Below are 18,427 nucleotides of genomic sequence, written 5' to 3' on the forward strand. Positions count from 1 at the left end.
TTTTTCGACTCGATTGCGATTTCGATTCCGATTTCGACCCTGGGTATTGCATTGGCTATTTATCTTAAATTGAACGAAAATTCGTATTACTTTTTCTCGCTCTCTCTTTCGACCGGAAATCCCGCATTCTTCCATGCCTGCCAGCTTCCGGGAATGTTGCAGACGTTGCCGAACCCGTGCTGCTGCAAGATGCTCGTGGCGATGCTCGCACGGTAGCCGCTGTCGCAATAGACGGCCGTCGGCTTGTCCTTGTCCAACGCGCCGAGGTGTTCGCGCAATTCACCCAGAAATACATGGCGGGCATTTGGGATATGGCCGTCTTTCCATTCCGCGGGCGCCCTGACGTCGAGAATCTGGAGTTCTTTCCCCGCGGCTTGGACTTCATGCACGGTCTTTTGCCCGACCGATTCCAGCGGCAGGCCGGCGTTGTTCCATGCCTTCATGCCGCCGACGAGGTAGCCGGCGAACTTGGTATAGCCCGTCCGGACAAAATATCGCACGATTGCTTCGAGCGTATCGTCGGACTCCAAAACGAGAAGGATGGGCTGGCCGGGATCCAGCAACCAGCCGGCCCAGATGGAGAGTATGGGCAAACCACCGATGCTGAGCGCTCCCTTGATGTGCCCTCCACCAAAGGCCAGCATCATGCGGGTGTCGATGAGAACGTTGTTGTGGTCCTGGGCGGCTTCCTGAAAAAATTTGGGAGGAAGCCCGCGCACTGGGGGCAGATTGCCGAGCACCATGGGCCCCTTGGTGTTCAGTGTCTTCATCAACGGGTAATAGGTTGGGATGGGCGACGCGCCGGCGAGCGCGTGCTTGATGAAGCTTTCGGCATTGTCGAATTGGAGGAACGCATTGAAGCGCCGTTCATAGCCAATCGTGCTGCGGAGCCGGTCGCCGATGTCCTCGCCGCATGGCGACCCTTGAGCGTGCGTCGGGTAGATAATGACGCCATCATCGAGCTTCAGGTAAAAATCATGCAGCGTATGGAACAATTGTTCGGCCAGCTCTTTTTCCCGACTCCTGCCGAGGAGATCGGGACGCCCGGCGGAACTGACAAAGAGCGAGTCCCCGGTGAGCACCCCCCAGGGGGCTTCCGGATGATCCTTTTCCGAGAGAAGATACGCCATGTGCTCCGGCGAGTGGCCGGGGGTGTGCCGAGCGGTAATCAGGGCGGAACCAAGCTCGAAGACATCTCCATCCGCGACTCCCTCATGTTCGAAGCCGTAGCGCGCGCCTCCTTCGTGACTGAGGTATATTTTCGCTGACTCGGCACGCGTACAAAGCTCACGCGCACCACTGACGAAATCGACATGGATGTGCGTTTCAAAAATATGTGTGATCGAGACTTGTTTCTCGCGGGCCAGTTGCAGGTAGCAGTCAACATCCGGACGAGGATCGAACACCGCGGCTGTTCCCTCGGCATCATCACCGAGCAGATATGAAACCTGGGCAATGCCGTCGGTTTGAATGCTTTCAAAGATGAGTGCCATAAGGGGGTCCTGTTTTTCATGTTGATCCACTGAGTCAGGGTCACACTTTCCGCAGTTGCTGGCGGACGGGCGTGAACCGCTTCCCGCCCGTCCGATGCAGCAACCTGGTTCTTCGCGTCCCCAGCATCAGCCGATGTTTTGCAGGGCAAATTCCCAGTTGAGCAGTTTGTCCAGCACGGCTTTGACATAATCGGCGCGGCGGTTCTGATAATCCAGGTAGTAGGCGTGTTCCCACACGTCGATGGTCAACAGCGGCTTCATCCCGTTGGTCAGGGGCACATCCGCGTTGCCGGTCTTGACCACCTTGAGCGTGGTGCCGTCCAACACGAGCCACACCCAGCCGCTGCCGAACTGGGCCGTTGCAGCGTCTGCCAACTCCTTCTTGCATGCATCCAGGGTCCCGAATGCAGCCTCGATCTTTTGCTTCAACTCCGCGGGAGGCTCACCGCCGCCCTTCGGCTTCAGACTGCTCCAGTAAAACGTGTGGTTCCAAGTTTGCGCTGCATTGTTAAAGATTGCCGTCGTCGTCTTGTTTGGCTTGCCGGATGTCGCGACGATGATTTCTTCAAGCGACATGTCCGCGAATTGCGTTCCTGATACAAGTTCGTTCAGTTTGTCGACATATCCCTTGTGATGTTTTCCGTAGTGAAAACTGATGGTGTTTGCGGAGATTACCGGATCCAGAGCATTATCCTGATACGGCAAGGACTGCAGGACATGCGACGACGCTGTTTCATTCTTCACATTGGTCATAATTTGGCCCCATTATATATGCTTTCATTTCGCGTTAATGTTATCATTGCCAAAATCCTCTGCATTTGGAAAAGTCGATCGGATCAGGTGCATCCACGCAATACGAAAAAAACCAACAAGATTGGGATTGGAATTCCCAAGGCCCATAGCAGAATCCATCCTATCTTGCCTCGTTCATTTTTTTGCAAATTATATTTACTCACAGGACTCCTCCTTCTCTTTCAGTACCCATAACTTTTGAGTATGTTTCCCCAAACAAAACATAACTACTCGGCACATTTTAATGACAAAATATGGAGTGTTCCGGCTTGTCTCGATTATTCGGCATCGCCTGTCTGACTGAGCCAGGATTCGTCCATGGAACCATTGCCGGGTGCCTGAAGTGCCCACTGTTGTTGATTTGGGCAATGCTTCGACGTTACGAAGCCGACGATGGAGTTGTGAGGCCGAAAGATCGAGACAAGCCGGAACACAGTTGAGTAGTTACCAATTTTACCGGAAAAACCTTAAAGCCATGTCTGAAAGGGCATGAACCACGGGTTCAGCGTACTGGCTGCCGCCACGTGAATGTCGCGTACTGGCGCCCAACAGAAATCCCAATCCGACCCCTATCCCCAATGCAATAAGCACTGTCTTCCCTGGATTATCGCTGCCATAGCTCTTGGCCTGCTCATACGTTTCGCTGACCTTCTGACTCGTTTTATCGTAAACATCACCTGCTACCTTCTCCGCGGTCCCCAGAGCCTCGGCGCCGCGGTCCATGAGAGTCTGATCGGCAGCGCTATAGCTGCCTGGATTTCCAAATTCCTGCTTTTTTGGGGTCTCGTACGTCTTCTTTTCGGTATCCATATCACCCTCCTAACTGTTAAAGTGTTAACTGTTCGTTTTGATTACGTCACGATCCGCTCGTGGACTTGCGGTTGAGTCCCGTCCTTTGTGAGCATCAGGACCTGCATCGCTTGCCTCTTCCGTCATGGTTGCATCATTCAGCCATCCGGCTGCGGCCCTCGCGACAATACCTATCAGCGTCAATTTGATAAGACCGGGCCTGGCGGCTTCCGGCCTCAGGCCACCAAACGACTCACACGCTTCCTCGACAAGGGGACCCATGATTTGCTCCAGGGGCGAAGCTCGTTTCGTGAAGACGCTCGAGGCCAGATAGCCGATGCCGGCGGCTACTCCCAAAGACAGGTATGGGGCGTCATTTACATATTCGCGCCAATCCATTTTCTCTTTGATCCGTTCGCCGATCTGTTCGACGGTCTGGGAGATGTTCTCCTTTTCTCTCGCAATATTCCGGCGTATTTCTTCGGAACTCCGTTCGCCATTCAGTATTCCTGTGCTGCCGTGATATTCTTTTTCATCCATACCTTGCCCTCCTTTGCGGTTCGGCGCCACCTTTCTATGTTTTCAGGATCGCTTTCTTCAATTGCTTGTAGCCGATCAAGGCAATGATGCCTCCCAAGAGCGCGAGGGCTGCTCCGGTAACAAGCACTGCCATCACCGGGGCCATATACGAAGTGAGTACGATGATCAGCGCGGCACAAAAAGACAAAAGTGCGGCAAAAATGATGAATGCTCCAGCGACGACGGTGAAGACTCCACCGCATACGGCCGACACCTGTTCACGTACTCCCTGGACCACCAGTTCGATTTCGTCGTGAACCACCGCGGCCAAATTGCCGGCAAGCTGTTCCAAAAGCTCCGTGAACGATTCACGATGCGTGGCAGGGTCCTTGTTTTCCTCTCTTGTGCTCATAGAGTACCCCCATCTTTCTTACCTGCGCCGCAAAACAGCTCCAATAATCAAACCAACGGCTCCAGCTACCAGAAGACTCCGTCCAGGGTGCTGCTTGATACATTCTCTGACTCTGGCTTCTGCATGTTCATAGTCGAATTCCCGAACGTATCCGGCTGACTTTTCCAAAAACTTTGATGCCTGCTTTCCATACTGTGCAGTGCCGGATTGTGCGTCCTGCCCCGTGCTCTTTTCATCCAACATTTCAGCAATGGTTTCCAACTGATCAGCAATACTATTTTTGACGTTTTCAAAGCCGTGCGACCTGCCTGAATTATGTGACATTCCCCTGGTTTCTCCGGCATTGCCAGCTTTACTCTGATCATACTCAAATACACTCATGGTTCACCTCGTATTAAATGTTGCTCTTTTACGGATGACATGGTTCGATCGTCCGTTTTCAGAGGCAAAACTGATGTTGCTCAAAACGCTAGTGAGAGCACGACAACCGCCACAGCCAAACAATTGATTATCTTGCGATGCATTCTCCTTTTTTTGGTTATCCTATCAACACCACTGAATTTGGCTCTGAGACCGGAGGATACCTTTTTGGGCATCCCTGTCTGTAGGGGAATCGCATATTTTGTATGAGGAGAAATCACGGAAGCCGGGAATAATTCCCGAGCGGAGGTTGCGTTGGAAGTGGAAAGAGGAGCGTGTGAAACGCTTAGCAGTCCGTTGAAAAACTCCCAATTGCTGCGTCGCTGCAAAAAGTTCAAACTCTCACGTATGAATAAATACGCTTCGACCTTGAACTTTTTTTGCTCCTTGCACTTGGGGTTTTTGAACGGACTGCCGGATAAGGACTTTTTCAACACTCAGTTAATACTGGGGATATCTAGGTAGGTTTTACCGCCAGACCTTCCGGTCCGATGAACTGGATCTGTCTGCGTGGGTAGACGTTGATCAGGCGGCCGGCGTATTTTTCTTTCTTCAGTTCGTCCATGACCCGCACGGTCAGCTCGCTCTTCCATTTGCGGCGTTCACGGGCATTGACCAGATAGCGGATGGTCAGGTCCGTCCAGGATTCATTCATGGAAACGAAGACCTGCGGTTCTTCGGCCACGCCGACCTCCAGGCCGGCTCTTTCCAGGATCTCGGCATAGCGGTGGGCGGGCCTGGACATGTGGGGTCCCAGCAGTTCCCGGGCAACATCGGTCAGGACGCGCATTCCAAGGCCGAGGTCCGATTCGTTGGCCAGGGGCACGGTCAGCTCGTCCCAGACGTAGGGAAAATCACGGGTCAAGTTGACCACGGTCCCGGCCAGCACCTCGTTGTTGGGAAAGGTAATCAGTCGGCCGGTGGGCTGTTCGGCCTGGACGAATCCTCCTCGGCCCGGAGACCCGATCTCCCAGACCGTGGTCGCAAGATAATCGATCTGATAGACGTCGCCGAACACCTCCCCGACCGCCACTCGGTCCCCAACGCGGTAATAGCCCTTGAACGAGTTGAGCAGCCAGCCGCTGAAGCTTTCGATGGGCGTCTGCAGCGCCCAGGACAGAGCCAGACCGATCAGGCCGAGGGAACCGACCAGGGCCCGGATGTCTCCGGCCAGAACGCTCAGGGATATCCCGGCAGCGAAGATCCAGATGACGATGCCGAAGAGCGCGACAACGGCATTGGCCTTTTCCCAGCGCTTGAGGGTCCTGCGCAGAAGGGGGCGGACAAGTTGGACCAGAACCCAGGCCACGGCGATAACACCCAGGACCACCAAAAACTTGGGGAGGTTGCCGTACATCCCATACCAGAGGGTTTCCAGGGTCCGAGCCGCCTCTTCGGCCGCGGCCTGGCCAATGGGTTCGGAGGGCTCCGGTCCCTGGTCCCCCCGCTCCGGCAAATCTTGATTTGGTTCGACAGAGATCGTGGAGACGGCTTCCGATGCCGGAAATTGCTCTCCGACATCAACGGCGAGACCGGCTTCCCACGGGGCAACCAGCAGAAGGAGAAGGCTGGTGATGGCCACCGCAAGCAGCGTAGCCTGCCGGAAAAGCCGCAACCTGCCTCTGGCGCCTGCCAGCGGGTCGCCCGGTCGGCGACGACGCATTCCGCCCCGCCTCCGACGGCGCGGCCGACGGCTTCGGATCACGTTTTCCCGGCTCGAAGTTGCTGGTCTCAGCTGCATACTTGTTGCCCGATTATCAATCGCAACAGTCCGATTGGCTCAAGGCTCGGCCTGGGATGTGAAATGCAGGCATTCCCAGCTAATGCCTTTGTCGCTTTGGGCCAGTGGCTCGATGAGTGTGACGAAGACATTCTCCCGGACCCCGATTTCCTCGGCTTCACTGACGTCCGAAACAAGGATGTCTATGGATTTTGAATACCTGGAGTTCATCAGATCGCTGACCATCCTGATACCGAACCCTTCAACATATACTCTCTTGCCCAGCCACCCTCGCAGATCTCGGGATACGGCCACGGTCCATCCGGTTATAGGCCGCTGCATGATCGCCGTATTCTCGATATCGTCGTTGCACTCTTCCTTTCTGGCCGTATAAGCGGATAACCGCAAATAGTGGGTGTTCGCCTTATGATAGGCTTCCAGAATCGCCTTCAAGACCAAAATCTCCTCTCGGGCTTGCTGCAATTCCAGCTTCTGTTCATCAATGTAAATCATCTCTAAAAGAGGATTGACGGCCTCCTCGACAGAATCTCCGGCAATCGCCGATAATGCATTAAAATTCAAAACAATAGAAAGGATTATCACCGGAAAGGCGTGGCGCATCATGACGAACTCCTCCTGCTGATCAAATGTGTCCGGCAGCGCAGCGTTTGAGCGTGGCTATTTCCGAGCCCTGTCTCGTTTTCGGAGTCCAACTCTTGGGTCCATGCATGAGACAATTTGAGGCCAACCAGTTTGGTTCCGTGTCTCCATCCCCACGAAGGACTCTTTTCGATCTCCAAGTTCGGCTGGTTACCTTTGAAAGCCAAATTCCGGATTTTCTGGATTGAAAGGCCTCACATCATGGCATTGGGTCAGTATTCTTGATGCTCTTTCCAGCTTTGCAAGAAGAAAAATATTCGGTCGGCATTAGTTCGTTCAAAAATCCCTAGGGCAAGGAGCAAAAAAGCTATCCGGACACGTCCTGTGTCCGGCCTCTACGGGCTGTGGCTACGCCACATTATCGATTTTCCGTCCTGGCAATCGAATCGAGGTCGAAGCGTATTTATTCATACGTAAGAGTTTGAATTTTTTTTACGGCGACGCAGCAATTGAGAATTTTTCAACTGTTAGCGATCGGCAAGCCCTGACTTTGCAACCATCATACCGCTGATCGCGCCGGCCGACGCTAAAGCAAGTTTTTCCTTGACTCCATGGATATCTTTTCCCCTTCCTGTTCCTTCCCTGCCGTGGACTCCACATAACAGGCCGTCCAGGTTTTGGAGACCACTTCAGGAAATATTCCCGTCGCCTGTGATTTCTCCCCACACAAAACATGCGATTCCCCTACAGACAAAGATGCCCAAAAAGGTATCCTCCGTTTTCAGTCCAGTGGTGTGGATAAGATAACCAACACAAGGAGAATTCAAATTCAAAAATCGGAGGTTAAGCATGATATTCACCTATTTGTAGAATCGGCTTGAAAATCAGTGTCACCTAGATAAACTAATAAATTTGTAAAGGAGAATGACTATGAAAACTTTATTGACAAGCATTATTATCGGATTACTGAGCTTGAGCCCCGCATTCGCGGAACAGCAGAAAAACGTTTTTATCGATTCTCGGCAAAAAATGGATAAGGAATATTCCCATGCCTCCGAAGTAATGGGCAAGGACGTCTATGTCACTCGGGAAAGCGATGTGCCAAAATCCGTCACTGAAGAACCTCAGGGATGGGAGAACATCGGCAGCATTGATGATTTCATCGTTACTCGAGATGGCGATGTCCAGGCTGTATTGATTAATGTCGGTGGCTTTCTGGGAATGGGAGGCCGCACAGTGGCCGTAGATATGAAGGCCTTGGAAATCGTGGAAAGAGAAGGTCAGGATGATTACTATTTTGTCCTTCCTGAAACCACGAAAGAACAACTTGAGAATGCTCCTGAATACCAGGCTGAAGGGAGAATGGGCCAAAGAGGCAGGGACAATCAAAGAGAGATGCGACAAGAAGGTCGCATGGACACGAATCAACAGAAAGATCGTCAAATCGCCACTGACCCAATGCGTTCTCAGCGAGCCACAGAAGTGGAACCTCAAGAAGGATATCAGCGGGTATCATCTGGCCTGATCACCGCGGACGACCTGCAAGGCGCGAGTGTCTATGGCTCCAACAATGAAAGTGTGGCCGATGTAAAGGAAGTATTGATGACACCTGACGGTAAAGTTGAACTGCTTATCGTGGACGTAGGTGGTTTTCTCGGCATGGGCGCCCGCAGCATAGCTATCGATGTGAATGAAGCCGACATTCACAAGGATGCGAACAATGATGTTCGCGTCTACATTCCCATGAGTGAGAAAGAACTGCGTCAAATGCCGGTGTACAAAAGATAAAATTAACAGGTTGATCTCTTCGACAACCATGAACTGTCCAGGCACGGAGAAATCTGTCGCCTGGACAGTTTATGATTCAACTCTTCCGGTGCGGAAGGAGGCGGGAGAAAAAAGTGATCTGCACCCGACAGCTGACAGTTAGAACAATAGAATTGATAAACCAAATCCGAATCACTGGTTTTGGACTCTTTTTGCATGGAATCATATCACCTGAATTTTAAAGGAGAAAAAAAATGAAGAGCACTCAAATAATCGGCATTGCACTTCTGGTACTCGGCGCCATACTGCTTTTTTTCGGCTTTCAATCATCCCAAGCGGTTGACGATCAGATTATGGAAACCCTCACCGGACGTTTAACGGAATCCACCATGTTCTTGTTAATCGCCGGTGGAGTTTCAATGGCCGTTGGTTTGGGTCTGCTGGTTCTCAAAAGGTGACCGAGGTAAGAGCAAGGGAACTGTGTTCGGGCTGGCCTGCGCGCAGGGCCATTTTGTTCTCTGCAAATCTCTATTTCAGAGCGGTAGATGGCAGTATGTTCAAAGGGAACCTCCAGGGTGGGCCAGCAACATCGAAATCGAAATCGTGATCCAAATCGGAAAGTTACCAGAAATCGATTTCGATCACGATTTCGATTTCGATACCGATTCAGAGCGCCCTTAGTGCGAGAACAAATCTGCCCTGGGCCTGCGCGGGAATGACCTGTTATTCAATGCCGTCCCCAAATCAGTCATCCCCGCGAAGCCGTCCTCGTGCAGACGGGAAGCGGGCGCGTTGCCGCTATCCAGTCCACTCTTGTTACCGAATATTATCAAGAGGTTCGCTGACTCTCGCGAACCGCCTCCAATAGTTCCCGGTGGTCCATCGAACTTCTTCCGGGTATTTCAAGCTTTTTGGCCCTGCCGTACAGATCGGGCTTGCTGAGCTTTTCGAGAGGGTCTCTGTCTTGTGCTTCCGAGGTCGATTCTTGTGCTGATTCCATTTCCACGCTGCGTTTCAGAAACTGCATCAGGTCGATGATCTTACCAGGCTCTTGGCCATGCTCTTCCGATTCCGTTTCCCGTTCCCTATCCCTTTCCGGCGACACAACCACATCCCGACCTGCCAGGCGCTTGCGCTCGGCCAAGGCAACAAGCTTTGCGGTGGAGATGTCCTTCAACTCATCCAGATCCAATTCATCGGCGGACGCGCTCCGGATTTCTTCCGCCATGCGCTCAACCAGTTCCTTGGGAATCTCCTTGGCAATGATGCCGCCGATGGCCTCCGGCGACCGGATCTCATCGGCAAAACGCAGGGTTTCTGCTATCAGAAGGCCGTTCTCCGCCAGGATAGCCACCAAGTACTCCCGTGAACGCATCACAAAAGTGGCAATGCCCACCTTGTCGGATTTTTCCATGATTTCGGTCAGCAAGCGGTATGCTTTTCGTGAATCGCCCAAGGGTGCCAGAAAATAGGGGCGATCCAAATACTTGGGATCGATCTGTTCCGCGGGCACAAAACGACGCAGATCTATTTCCCGGCTTTTTTGCGGTTGAAGCGATTCGAGTTCGTCATCCGTGACGGTGATGAATTTCCCTTCTTCGACTTCATACCCGCGGATGATCTCTTCCTGTTCAATCAGCCGATTACTCACGGGGCAATAATACTTCCGGGCCAGTGGGGTTCCATCGGGTCCGAGCATGCGCAAACGGACCTGCTGCGAACGCCGGGCTGGCAAGAGCGCAACCGGGATGCTGACCAGGCCAAAGGAAACGGTTCCAAACCAGATCGACCGGCGCCGGATTTCATTGTCGTGCTGCTCAGCCACTGTGTTGTTTCCTTATCTGATTCAGACTCTGTTCCAGGGTGTCGGCCAGCGAAGCTATCTTCGAGCGGCGCTGCTTCGGCTTTTCAAATCGGTAGACATTCCCCAGGGCTTTGGTATTCACAAGCTCCATGACCCGGTGCCGATATTCGTCGCGGTATTCGGTCGGCTCGAAATCTCCGGCCAGGGCATTGACCAACTGCTCGGCCATCCGCAACTCCAGAGGCTCAAACCGGCGGCCTTCGGGTCTGGGAATCGCCCGGGCATCGATCACTTCGTCGGCAAAACGCAGCGTGATCAGCTTGAGCAGGCCGTCTTCTTCATGAAGCGAACCGACATACCGTTTCTTGCGCATCGTCCACCGGGCGATGCCTTGGCGTTGCTCTTTCGCCAAGACCTCGGCCAGAGCCTGGTACTGCTCGCCTTTGCCATCCGGTCCGAGAAAATAGGGACGATCATACCATTGATAGTTGACCCGCCCGTGTTCGATGAACCGGGTGATTTCAATATCCCTGGACGGTACGGGAACAAGCGCTTCCAGTTCTTCCGGCGAGATCATCACGATATCACCGGTTTCCACCTCCAGTCCTCGGCGGATTTGTTCCTTGGGGATCGTCTTCCCAGTGCGCGGATCAACCATGCGCTGTTCCACCGGCGTGAGATCCGACGCGTGCAGCAATCGGAAATGGACCTTGCGATCCTCCACTGCGGAAAACAGCTTGACCGGCACGGAAACCCCGCCAAAGCGAATCACTCCTTTCCAGATCGAACGCAGGGCCATGGTCAGTCCCCCTCCTGCTCTTCTCCACACCCATCGTGACAATCCGGGCAGAGCCTTGTTCCCACGGTCTGAATCGTGACACAGAAGGGGCAGACAGGCTGATTGCACGTAACGCACAGGATCTGCGTCTCGTAGCTGTACGGCTGGAGACAGTGCGGACAGGTTTCGGTTTCCGGCCAGTGCTGGACAGCGGAGGCGGTCCGTCGCCCGGTCGGCGTTCTTTGATCATCCTTCATTTTTTGTTCCTTTCAGTATGTGAATTCTGGTCCCGGCTGCGCGGGAATGATATTTGGGATAAAAATTGCATTTGAATGCTTGTTTCCATGAAAAAGAGACGCAAGGCATTCCAATCGACAACATTACTCCATCTAAACACATGACGCTCAAGGAATATCAACGCAAGAGAAATTTCCAAAAATCCCATGAACCGGAGGGAAAAGAGGATGTTTCTCATGAAAGCCGACTTTTTGTCATCCAAAAGCATGCGGCCAGTCGGCTGCATTACGACCTGCGGCTCGAACTCGATGGAGTGCTGAAAAGCTGGGCCCTGCCCAAAGGTCCGAGCCTTGATCCCGGCCAAAAGAGACTGGCGGTGCATGTGGAGGATCATCCTCTCGAGTATGGGACCTTCGAAGGAACAATCCCCAAGGAAGAGTATGGAGGCGGAACCGTCATGCTCTGGGACAAAGGGACATGGATTCCGGATGGAGATCCGATGGAAGATTACCGCAAAGGACGGATGCATTTTGAAATCCAGGGCGAAAAACTTCGCGGAAAATGGATTTTATTCAAGATGGCTGGAGACAAATCGAGCAATAAGCAAAATTGGCTTTTCGTAAAATCCAAGGATGCGCACGCCGACAAGGATATTGCGGATCGTTTGCTCGATGAGCAGGATCGAAGCGTATCCACCGGAAGATCCATGGAGCAGATCGCGTTACATCGCGACACGGGTGCGGACCAACCAGAAGATTCGCTCCCTCCTCCCCCTTTCCGCCTGAAAAGCGCCCAAAAAGCCTCAATGCCGGAGGTCATCCACCCACAACTGCCGACTCTGGTCGAAACTCCCCCGCTGGACAACCAGTGGCTCCACGAGATCAAGTACGACGGGTATCGGATCATCGCCTTCCTGAAAAACGGCTCGGCTCGGCTGATGAGCCGCAACGGCAAGGATTGGACCTCCAGGCTGCAACCTGTTGCCTATGCCTTAGCAGGATTTCCAGCGCAAACCGCGGTCATCGACGGAGAAGTCGTGATGCAACGCCCGGATGGCACAACAAGTTTTCAGGCCTTGCAGAATTCTTTTCAGGGCCCAACTTCCGGAACACTGCTCTATTACGTCTTCGATCTTCTCTACCGCGATGGATATGACCTCACCCGCTCTCCGCTTTTGGAACGCAAAAACCACTTGGCGCAGTGTCTCGGCAAAATGGATCCCCGGTCGGAGGTCATCCGGTTCAGCGACCATATCCAAGGTTCGGGCGGCCTTGTTTACGAGCATGCCTGCCGAATTGCCCTGGAAGGGATCATCTCCAAAGACGGTCTGAGCACCTACCACCAGAAACGCACCCGCGGATGGGTCAAGATCAAATGTCAACACCGCGATGAATTCGTTATCGGCGGCTACACCGAGCCTTCCGGCTCCCGAACCGGTTTTGGCGCCCTGCTCCTGGGGATCTATGACGACAAGCTCCTGGGGAGCTATGACGACAAGGAAGAACTCCGCTATTGCGGCAAGGTGGGCACGGGATTCAGCCGGAAGCAACTTGCGTCATTGAAAAAAAACATGGTCGGCCTGGAACGCAAAACGCCGCCTTTCATCAATCCTCCGAAAGGAGCGGATGCTCGCGGAGTTCACTGGATCAATCCCGAACTGGTCGCGGAAGTCGCCTTCACCGGCTGGACACAGGACGACATTTTACGCCACCCGGCCTTTAAGGGGCTTCGCGAGGACAAGCCCGCAAAGGATGTCCGCCGAAAAACCATGATTTCGACCAAGACCCCGGTAAAGATCCCGGCCCATATCCCGGCCAAGTTATCAATGGACACGGCTGAAGCTGAGCAACCCAAACCGACATCCCGCAAGGAAACACCTGAGGTCAATGAGGCGGGAAAAGCCGGTCCTGCTATCAAACATGTTCGCCTGACAAACGAACAGCGCATCTATTATCCAGAACTGGGAACAACTAAGGCTGATCTGGTCCGCTATTATCAACTGGTATCCGATTACATGCTGCCTCATGTGGTGCACCGCCCCCTCTCCCTGCTGCGCTGTCCCAGGGGCAGGGGGCAGGATTGCTTTTATCAGAAACATTTTACTGAATCGCTGCCTGTCTTTGTCCGGGAAATTGAGATTGAGGATAAAAATGGTGCTGAAAAATACATCGTGGTGGATGACATTGAAGGGCTGATCAGCCTGGTCCAGCTGGGAGTGCTCGAATTCCATCCCTGGAATGCTCGGGAAGATCGGATCGATCGCCCGGATCTGATCGTCATGGATCTCGATCCGGCTCCAGGGGTCGCTCTCGCTGATGTGGTCAAGGGCACACGCTTGCTTCATGAATTCTTGACCACCCTTGGCCTTCGGAGCTTTCTGAAGACATCCGGCGGGAAAGGGTTTCATGTGGTCGTTCCCCTGCAACGGCGCTCCGGTTGGGACGTGGTCAAAGGCTTCGCCCGTGCCGTGGCCGTGCAGATGACCCGCATCCATCCGGATCGCTTTGTGGCTACGGTCAGCAAAAAAAAGCGGGCAGGGAAAATTTATATCGACTACTTACGAAACGGGAGGGGTGCGACCAGTGTTGCTCCATATTCAACTCGGGCCAACCACGGGGCCCCGATTTCCATGCCTATGACCTGGGAAGAATTATCTCCGCGAACTGCTCCGGACAAATACCGGATCAACAACATCGAAGAGCGACTCCGGGCATTCAAAGAGTATCCCTGGAAGGATTTTTTCAATACAACTCAATCCATTACCAAGTCGATCCAGAAGCAGATCGACTCTCCCTGATCGTCTATTGCCGGATCGGTTGAATGCAATTCTGACCTTACCGTTTCATGGATGGTTGTATGTTCGCTCCCCCCGCCTGGTCGAGAAGCTGGATCACCATAACGATGACGGCGACGACAAGAAGAACATGCACCAATCCGCCTGCCGTGTATCCGAATATCAATCCCAACAACCACATGCCCAAAAATAGTCCGAAGATAGTCCAAAGCATGTGTAGCTCCAATGGGTTAAGGGTTCTGGGTGGCTCCGAAATCGGAGTAGTAGGCATTTTGGGCATCCCTGTCTGTAGGGGAATCACACGTTAAGCATGAGGAAAAATCACGGGGAGACGGGAAAATTCCTGAACGGAGGTTGCGAGGGAGTGGAAGACGGAATGTTTGGAGAGCGCTTCTTCCCTGAGTACAGCACGGCCAGACCGTTGCTCAGCCGCTCAAAAGAGGTGTTCGCGAATCCGTTGGCCGTCATGAGATTCTGGACCTGCTCCGGAGCGGGAAAGACCCGGATGGATTCGGACAGATAGTGAAACGGCGCGGCCGTGCCGGTGATCAGCGCCCCGGCCCAGGGCAGAATACGGAAGGAATAGAATTGATAAAGACGTCGCACCCAGGGGGTCGAGGGAATGGAGAACTCCATGGCCATACACGTTCCGCCGGGTGCGAGAACGCGGTGCATCTCCCGCAGCCCCTGCTCCAGAACAACAAAATTGCGGATGCCGTAGCCCACGATGACCGCGTCGAAACTGTCCCGGGCAAATCCCATCCGCTCCGCATCCCCCTGAATCCATACGATGCGGTCCGACACGCCGGCGCGGGCGGCCTTGCGCCGGCCAGCGCCCATCATGGCCCTGCTGATATCGCAGACCACCACCATTCCCGCCGATCCAACGGCTTTGGCCGCCGCAACGGCGAAATCGCCGGTGCCCCCGCACAGGTCCAGGACCCTGTCGCCGATGTGCAGCCTTAGCCTGCGCATGGCCCGTCGCCTCCACAAAAAGTGCAGCCCGAAGCTGAGCAGCGCGTCCGCCAGGTCGTAGCGCCGGGCAATGGCCTCGAAATGGCCGAGCACCAGGCGGCGCTTTTCACTTGGATGCACTTTCTTGAACCCGTAAGAGACCTCTTCGGGCATCAGGCGCTCCTTTCACGTCATTTCAGGATGATCGCGGTTTCACCCCGCGCTCGATCCAACATCCGATCCCCGGGACACCGGATCCGGATTTCTGCCCCAGTCCACTTCCAGGGCATACCGCATGCAGGTCGCGAAGATGTCGGAGGTGAATTCCGGACAGGAAATGTCATGCCTGGTCAGAATCGCCGCGGCTCGAGAATGTTCAAATATCCGAGCATCGTGCATATAAGAGCCGTAGGCGTGAATGTGGTTCTCGAACAGCAGTTCCAGACCGTTTCGCGGTCTGGTGTCGAAGTCGTCCGGGCATGCAACCTCGATTCCCGTCAGGCCGAAGAACCGCCGGGAGAAATCCACAAGCTCCGCCATGGTGGTGGTCCGGGGATTCACGATGTGGAACACCCCTCCTTCCTGGCGGGCCGCCGCGCGAATGGCCATGAAGGCCCGGACGAAATGGTCCACCGGGATCAGGTTCACCCCGCGTTCGTCCGAACCGGCGATGCGCAGGGGCAGGCGCAGCTCGCCGCTCTTCTCCAGGCAAACCCCCATGGCCCGGGCCTTGGCCCCGTCCGCTGACAATATGTCTTTGGCGTACACTTTCTGAAAAAAATGCAGGGTGCGCACCGGATAATACAGGGCGTTGAACAGAAAGGTCCTGCCGGTGACCGCGTCTCCGTAGACAATGGAGGGACGATGCACCGTCAGCACGATTCCGTTGCGGGCGCATCGCTTTGCGGCTGTCCGCTCCGCCCGATACTTGGTTTCCTCATAGACATTGTGGAACGATTCGACCGGCCCGAAGGCTTCCGGGCATGAGCCAGTACGCTTTCCGGCCACATAGGCCGTGCTGATCAATTGCACTGTGCGGCAGCGGCTCCCCTGGAGCAGGTCCAGCAGATGTTCCAGCCCTTGAACATTGGCACGTACCACCTGTTCGCGCTTGTCGGCGGAAAAGGACGTGTCCGAAGCGCAATGGATGGTTTCGTCCACTTCTGAGCGCACATATTGCGCACTCCGCGCATCCAGTCCGAGACCGGGCCGCTCCAGTCGCCCCTCCAGGACCTCCAGCCGGTCGCGCTGGTCATGGGGAAGGCCGAACCAGTCCAGCCGCCGCACCATCCGCTGCGCGGCGCTCAGTTCGCCTCGACCGCGGGCCAGGGCCAGCACGTTGTGCCCGTCGGCCAGCAGGCGCGCGATAATATGGCTGCCGAGAAGGCCCGTGCCCCCGGTGACCAGGATGGTTTGTCGGCGAAGTTGGGAGGACATGCCGTTTCAGGTGTATAAAAACGCTTCCTTGCGCGCGCAGCCCTGGGAAAAAATGTACTTCAACCATTTCACTCCCTTGATCGATGCGCTCAGGTCGTCCAGGTACGGTTCGAACTCGACCATGGCCTTGCGGATTTTTTCGGCCTCCGTCGGGTCCTGGTGATCAATGTAGTAGTCGTATTCCAGGATGCCCCGCTTGCCCATGTCCAGAGGCGTCAGAAAACCGTAATCATTGTCGATGCCGTGGTTGTCGGCGATGCGTTTGAGTTCCGCGCAGATATCCTCGACCAGGTCCACGCGGTTCAGCGGCACGTAGACCAGAAAGGCGAACATATGCTTGTGCCGGGACATCCGGGAGCTGAGGATCCGGAACATGTTCAGCCAGACCATGTCCGTCATTTCCGGCCGGGCATACAGTTTCGTGTAAAAGTCCCGCAAATCCGCGTCCACGGCCAGGGCCGCGGTTTCCGGAGAGGGACGCAGCACCGCGTCCAGCACGGGTCGCAGTTCCGGACGCGACAATACCTCGTACGGCGGACGATCTCCGCCCATCCCCGCGACCAGCTCCAGCCAGTCGTCGTCAGCCAACCGGGGCAGACCGAGCATCAACATCCGGAACAGCTCCCCGTCGATCACGGCTTCACGCATGGATCGCACGGCCTCGCACGCGAACCGGTCCCCCACCACGAACACGGCGTAGCGCAGGCCGAGGGCCTCTGAAAGACCGTGCCGGACCCGGTCCGCGAGATCGGCCGACGGCGACATGAACGTGGAAAGGTAATGGCCGCCGAGCACGCCGACAGCCAGCCCGATCCGCCGCCGGCTCAGATCCCGGGCGAAAGTCGCGGCCTCTCCGAAATCGGCGAAGGGCACAAGCAGCCCTTCCTCGTCGTCCGTGGTCGGATGCAGGCGCACGACAGCCTGGGTGCAGATGCCCGGCGACGGAGTCAATCGGTGTTCATAACAAAAGGCATTGGGGGCGGACGGCTCGTTGAGCCGAAAAACATCCCCGCCGGCATTCACGAACTCCATGTCCACAAAGGTGTCCGCGTTGACTCCGTAGGCATTGGACCAGGTCGAGAACAGCCCGGTGCAGACAATGTTCCCGCAGACCGTGGCCGCCGGCTCAGCGGTGTTCACCCGGAAACCGTGCCGCACCGCCTCCTGTTGCAGTTCAAACGAGGTCACCCCCGGTTCCACTGAGGCGGTCCAGTTCTCGACGTCGATGGCAATGCCCTTCATCCGCTGCATGTCCATGACCAGGCCGTCACTGAACACGAACCCGAACACGCTCCCGCCGTTGCCCCGCACGGCGTACGGGATGTCGCGCCGGTTCGCGAAGCGGACCAGGGCCGCGACCTCGTCCCGGGTTCCGGGCAGGGTCACGAAGCGCGGCATGCGCATCCCGGCCAGGGGAAAGGGATCGTTGGCGTAGGTCACCAGGATGGCCGGATCATTGGTGGCCCACTGGCGGCCGACAATCTCGCGCAGGCCGTCCAGGTCCGGATCGGATGCGACGTGAAGAGGCTCAAAGCCCTGGGCCAGCCAGTCCCGGACGTGTTCCTTGAGGGCCTTCATCACCTGCACCGGCCGCATTCCGGTCACGAAATGGCACTGCCGGTCGCAGATGCCGCACAAGTTGCAGGAATCGGCAATCTCCACGAGCCCCTGGGTAATCGGAACGAGCCCCTTGGCCAGGGCGTCGTAAATGTCCATCCGCCCCTGGGGAAAGTGACTGACATAATAGTGTGTTGTCCCTGAGGCGCACAATCCGGTCCCCAGATAGTCGATCTTGCACATGGCGTAGTGGCGGCACTGCGCCGCCACCTTCCTGATCTCCTCCGGAAAAGCGAGAGATTTCCGTCGTGGTGACGCGGAGGGGGGCCTTTGAATATTTCCTGAGGTCAATAG

At 55.1% G+C, this 18,427-nt stretch carries 18 protein-coding genes; 3 read left to right on the forward strand and 15 right to left on the reverse strand.

Annotated features, from left to right (window positions below; translation table 11 throughout):
• Positions 1 to 86: 86 nt before the first annotated feature.
• The 8 genes from DESLA_RS0105745 to DESLA_RS21550 all read right to left on the reverse strand — a co-directional run bounded on the left by DESLA_RS0105745 (position 87) and on the right by DESLA_RS21550 (position 6,769).
• Entirely contained in the window at positions 87 to 1,493 is a 1,407-nt protein-coding gene (locus DESLA_RS0105745) for an MBL fold metallo-hydrolase (protein WP_028571718.1), read from the reverse strand.
• A gap of 126 nt (positions 1,494 to 1,619) precedes the next feature.
• Positions 1,620 to 2,246, reverse strand: coding sequence for a superoxide dismutase (locus DESLA_RS0105750; protein ID WP_035261421.1), 627 nt, complete (start codon positions 2,244 to 2,246; stop codon positions 1,620 to 1,622).
• Positions 2,247 to 2,738: 492 nt separating this feature from the next.
• Entirely contained in the window at positions 2,739 to 3,095 is a 357-nt protein-coding gene (locus DESLA_RS18975; RefSeq protein WP_035261424.1) for a hypothetical protein, read from the reverse strand.
• Positions 3,096 to 3,119: 24 nt separating this feature from the next.
• Positions 3,120 to 3,614: a hypothetical protein gene (locus DESLA_RS0105760; RefSeq protein WP_028571720.1), complete on the reverse strand. Its 495-nt coding sequence runs from the start codon at positions 3,612 to 3,614 to the stop codon at positions 3,120 to 3,122.
• A 34-nt stretch (positions 3,615 to 3,648) separates the two neighbouring features.
• Positions 3,649 to 4,005, reverse strand: a complete 357-nt coding sequence (locus tag DESLA_RS0105765) for a phage holin family protein (protein WP_028571721.1) — start codon at positions 4,003 to 4,005, stop codon at positions 3,649 to 3,651.
• A gap of 18 nt (positions 4,006 to 4,023) precedes the next feature.
• Positions 4,024 to 4,386: a DUF883 C-terminal domain-containing protein gene (locus tag DESLA_RS18980; RefSeq protein WP_211239032.1), complete on the reverse strand. Its 363-nt coding sequence runs from the start codon at positions 4,384 to 4,386 to the stop codon at positions 4,024 to 4,026.
• Between the two features lie 496 nt (positions 4,387 to 4,882).
• Positions 4,883 to 6,088, reverse strand: a complete 1,206-nt coding sequence (locus DESLA_RS18985; RefSeq protein ID WP_051434425.1) for a mechanosensitive ion channel family protein — start codon at positions 6,086 to 6,088, stop codon at positions 4,883 to 4,885.
• 117 nt (positions 6,089 to 6,205) lie between these two features.
• Positions 6,206 to 6,769 (reverse strand): 3D domain-containing protein, encoded by a 564-nt coding sequence (locus DESLA_RS21550; RefSeq protein WP_051434426.1) that lies wholly within the window; start codon positions 6,767 to 6,769, stop codon positions 6,206 to 6,208.
• A gap of 906 nt (positions 6,770 to 7,675) precedes the next feature.
• On the opposite strand from DESLA_RS21550, the gene DESLA_RS0105785 reads away from it, so the two are divergent.
• Entirely contained in the window at positions 7,676 to 8,533 is an 858-nt protein-coding gene (locus DESLA_RS0105785) for a PRC-barrel domain-containing protein (protein WP_028571722.1), read from the forward strand.
• Between the two features lie 233 nt (positions 8,534 to 8,766).
• Positions 8,767 to 8,970 (forward strand): DUF3185 family protein, encoded by a 204-nt coding sequence (locus tag DESLA_RS0105790; protein ID WP_028571723.1) that lies wholly within the window; start codon positions 8,767 to 8,769, stop codon positions 8,968 to 8,970.
• A 371-nt stretch (positions 8,971 to 9,341) separates the two neighbouring features.
• On the opposite strand, the gene ku (DESLA_RS0105795) is transcribed toward DESLA_RS0105790, so the two are convergent.
• From ku (DESLA_RS0105795) to DESLA_RS18995, 3 genes are read right to left on the reverse strand one after another with little or no spacing between them, the layout of a single operon-like run.
• Positions 9,342 to 10,337, reverse strand: a complete 996-nt coding sequence (gene ku / locus DESLA_RS0105795; protein WP_028571724.1) for a non-homologous end joining protein Ku — start codon at positions 10,335 to 10,337, stop codon at positions 9,342 to 9,344.
• Positions 10,330 to 11,115: a non-homologous end joining protein Ku gene (gene ku / locus DESLA_RS0105800; protein ID WP_028571725.1), complete on the reverse strand. Its 786-nt coding sequence runs from the start codon at positions 11,113 to 11,115 to the stop codon at positions 10,330 to 10,332. The genes ku (DESLA_RS0105795) and ku (DESLA_RS0105800) overlap by 8 nt, the downstream gene beginning before the upstream one ends.
• Before the next feature lie 2 nt (positions 11,116 to 11,117).
• On the reverse strand, positions 11,118 to 11,351 hold the full coding sequence (locus DESLA_RS18995) for a hypothetical protein (RefSeq protein WP_035261426.1): 234 nt from the start codon (positions 11,349 to 11,351) through the stop codon (positions 11,118 to 11,120).
• A gap of 65 nt (positions 11,352 to 11,416) precedes the next feature.
• Between DESLA_RS18995 and ligD the strand changes: the two genes are divergently transcribed.
• Positions 11,417 to 14,128 (forward strand): DNA ligase D, encoded by a 2,712-nt coding sequence (ligD, locus tag DESLA_RS0105805; RefSeq protein ID WP_156932876.1) that lies wholly within the window; start codon positions 11,417 to 11,419, stop codon positions 14,126 to 14,128.
• A 37-nt stretch (positions 14,129 to 14,165) separates the two neighbouring features.
• Here the strand turns inward: ligD and DESLA_RS22780 are convergent, their stop codons facing one another.
• The 4 genes from DESLA_RS22780 to DESLA_RS0105825 form a co-directional block, all read right to left on the reverse strand.
• A complete protein-coding gene (locus DESLA_RS22780) occupies positions 14,166 to 14,339 on the reverse strand; it encodes a lmo0937 family membrane protein (RefSeq protein ID WP_156932877.1) in 174 nt (57 codons plus the stop codon).
• Between the two features lie 107 nt (positions 14,340 to 14,446).
• Positions 14,447 to 15,253 (reverse strand): ubiquinone/menaquinone biosynthesis methyltransferase, encoded by an 807-nt coding sequence (locus DESLA_RS19000; RefSeq protein WP_051434427.1) that lies wholly within the window; start codon positions 15,251 to 15,253, stop codon positions 14,447 to 14,449.
• 39 nt (positions 15,254 to 15,292) lie between these two features.
• Positions 15,293 to 16,516 (reverse strand): SDR family oxidoreductase, encoded by a 1,224-nt coding sequence (locus DESLA_RS0105820; protein ID WP_028571727.1) that lies wholly within the window; start codon positions 16,514 to 16,516, stop codon positions 15,293 to 15,295.
• Positions 16,517 to 16,522: 6 nt separating this feature from the next.
• Positions 16,523 to 18,343: an FAD-binding oxidoreductase gene (locus tag DESLA_RS0105825; RefSeq protein WP_169732595.1), complete on the reverse strand. Its 1,821-nt coding sequence runs from the start codon at positions 18,341 to 18,343 to the stop codon at positions 16,523 to 16,525.
• Between the last annotated feature and the right edge of the window lie 84 nt (positions 18,344 to 18,427).

Source organism: Desulfonatronum lacustre DSM 10312, assembly GCF_000519265.1.
GTDB classification, from domain to species: domain Bacteria; phylum Desulfobacterota; class Desulfovibrionia; order Desulfovibrionales; family Desulfonatronaceae; genus Desulfonatronum; species Desulfonatronum lacustre.

Coding starts and splice junctions, on each gene's coding strand:
- DESLA_RS0105745 (WP_028571718.1), bottom strand. CDS start 1,493: ATGGCACTCATCTTTGAAAGCATTCAAACCGACGGCATTGCCCAGGTT.
- DESLA_RS0105750 (WP_035261421.1), bottom strand. CDS start 2,246: ATGACCAATGTGAAGAATGAAACAGCGTCGTCGCATGTCCTGCAGTCC.
- DESLA_RS18975 (WP_035261424.1), bottom strand. CDS start 3,095: ATGGATACCGAAAAGAAGACGTACGAGACCCCAAAAAAGCAGGAATTT.
- DESLA_RS0105760 (WP_028571720.1), bottom strand. CDS start 3,614: ATGGATGAAAAAGAATATCACGGCAGCACAGGAATACTGAATGGCGAA.
- DESLA_RS0105765 (WP_028571721.1), bottom strand. CDS start 4,005: ATGAGCACAAGAGAGGAAAACAAGGACCCTGCCACGCATCGTGAATCG.
- DESLA_RS18980 (WP_211239032.1), bottom strand. CDS start 4,386: ATGAGTGTATTTGAGTATGATCAGAGTAAAGCTGGCAATGCCGGAGAA.
- DESLA_RS18985 (WP_051434425.1), bottom strand. CDS start 6,088: ATGCGTCGTCGCCGACCGGGCGACCCGCTGGCAGGCGCCAGAGGCAGG.
- DESLA_RS21550 (WP_051434426.1), bottom strand. CDS start 6,769: ATGATGCGCCACGCCTTTCCGGTGATAATCCTTTCTATTGTTTTGAAT.
- DESLA_RS0105785 (WP_028571722.1), top strand. CDS start 7,676: ATGAAAACTTTATTGACAAGCATTATTATCGGATTACTGAGCTTGAGC.
- DESLA_RS0105790 (WP_028571723.1), top strand. CDS start 8,767: ATGAAGAGCACTCAAATAATCGGCATTGCACTTCTGGTACTCGGCGCC.
- ku (WP_028571725.1), bottom strand. CDS start 11,115: ATGGCCCTGCGTTCGATCTGGAAAGGAGTGATTCGCTTTGGCGGGGTT.
- DESLA_RS18995 (WP_035261426.1), bottom strand. CDS start 11,351: ATGAAGGATGATCAAAGAACGCCGACCGGGCGACGGACCGCCTCCGCT.
- DESLA_RS22780 (WP_156932877.1), bottom strand. CDS start 14,339: ATGCTTTGGACTATCTTCGGACTATTTTTGGGCATGTGGTTGTTGGGA.
- DESLA_RS19000 (WP_051434427.1), bottom strand. CDS start 15,253: ATGCCCGAAGAGGTCTCTTACGGGTTCAAGAAAGTGCATCCAAGTGAA.
- DESLA_RS0105820 (WP_028571727.1), bottom strand. CDS start 16,516: ATGTCCTCCCAACTTCGCCGACAAACCATCCTGGTCACCGGGGGCACG.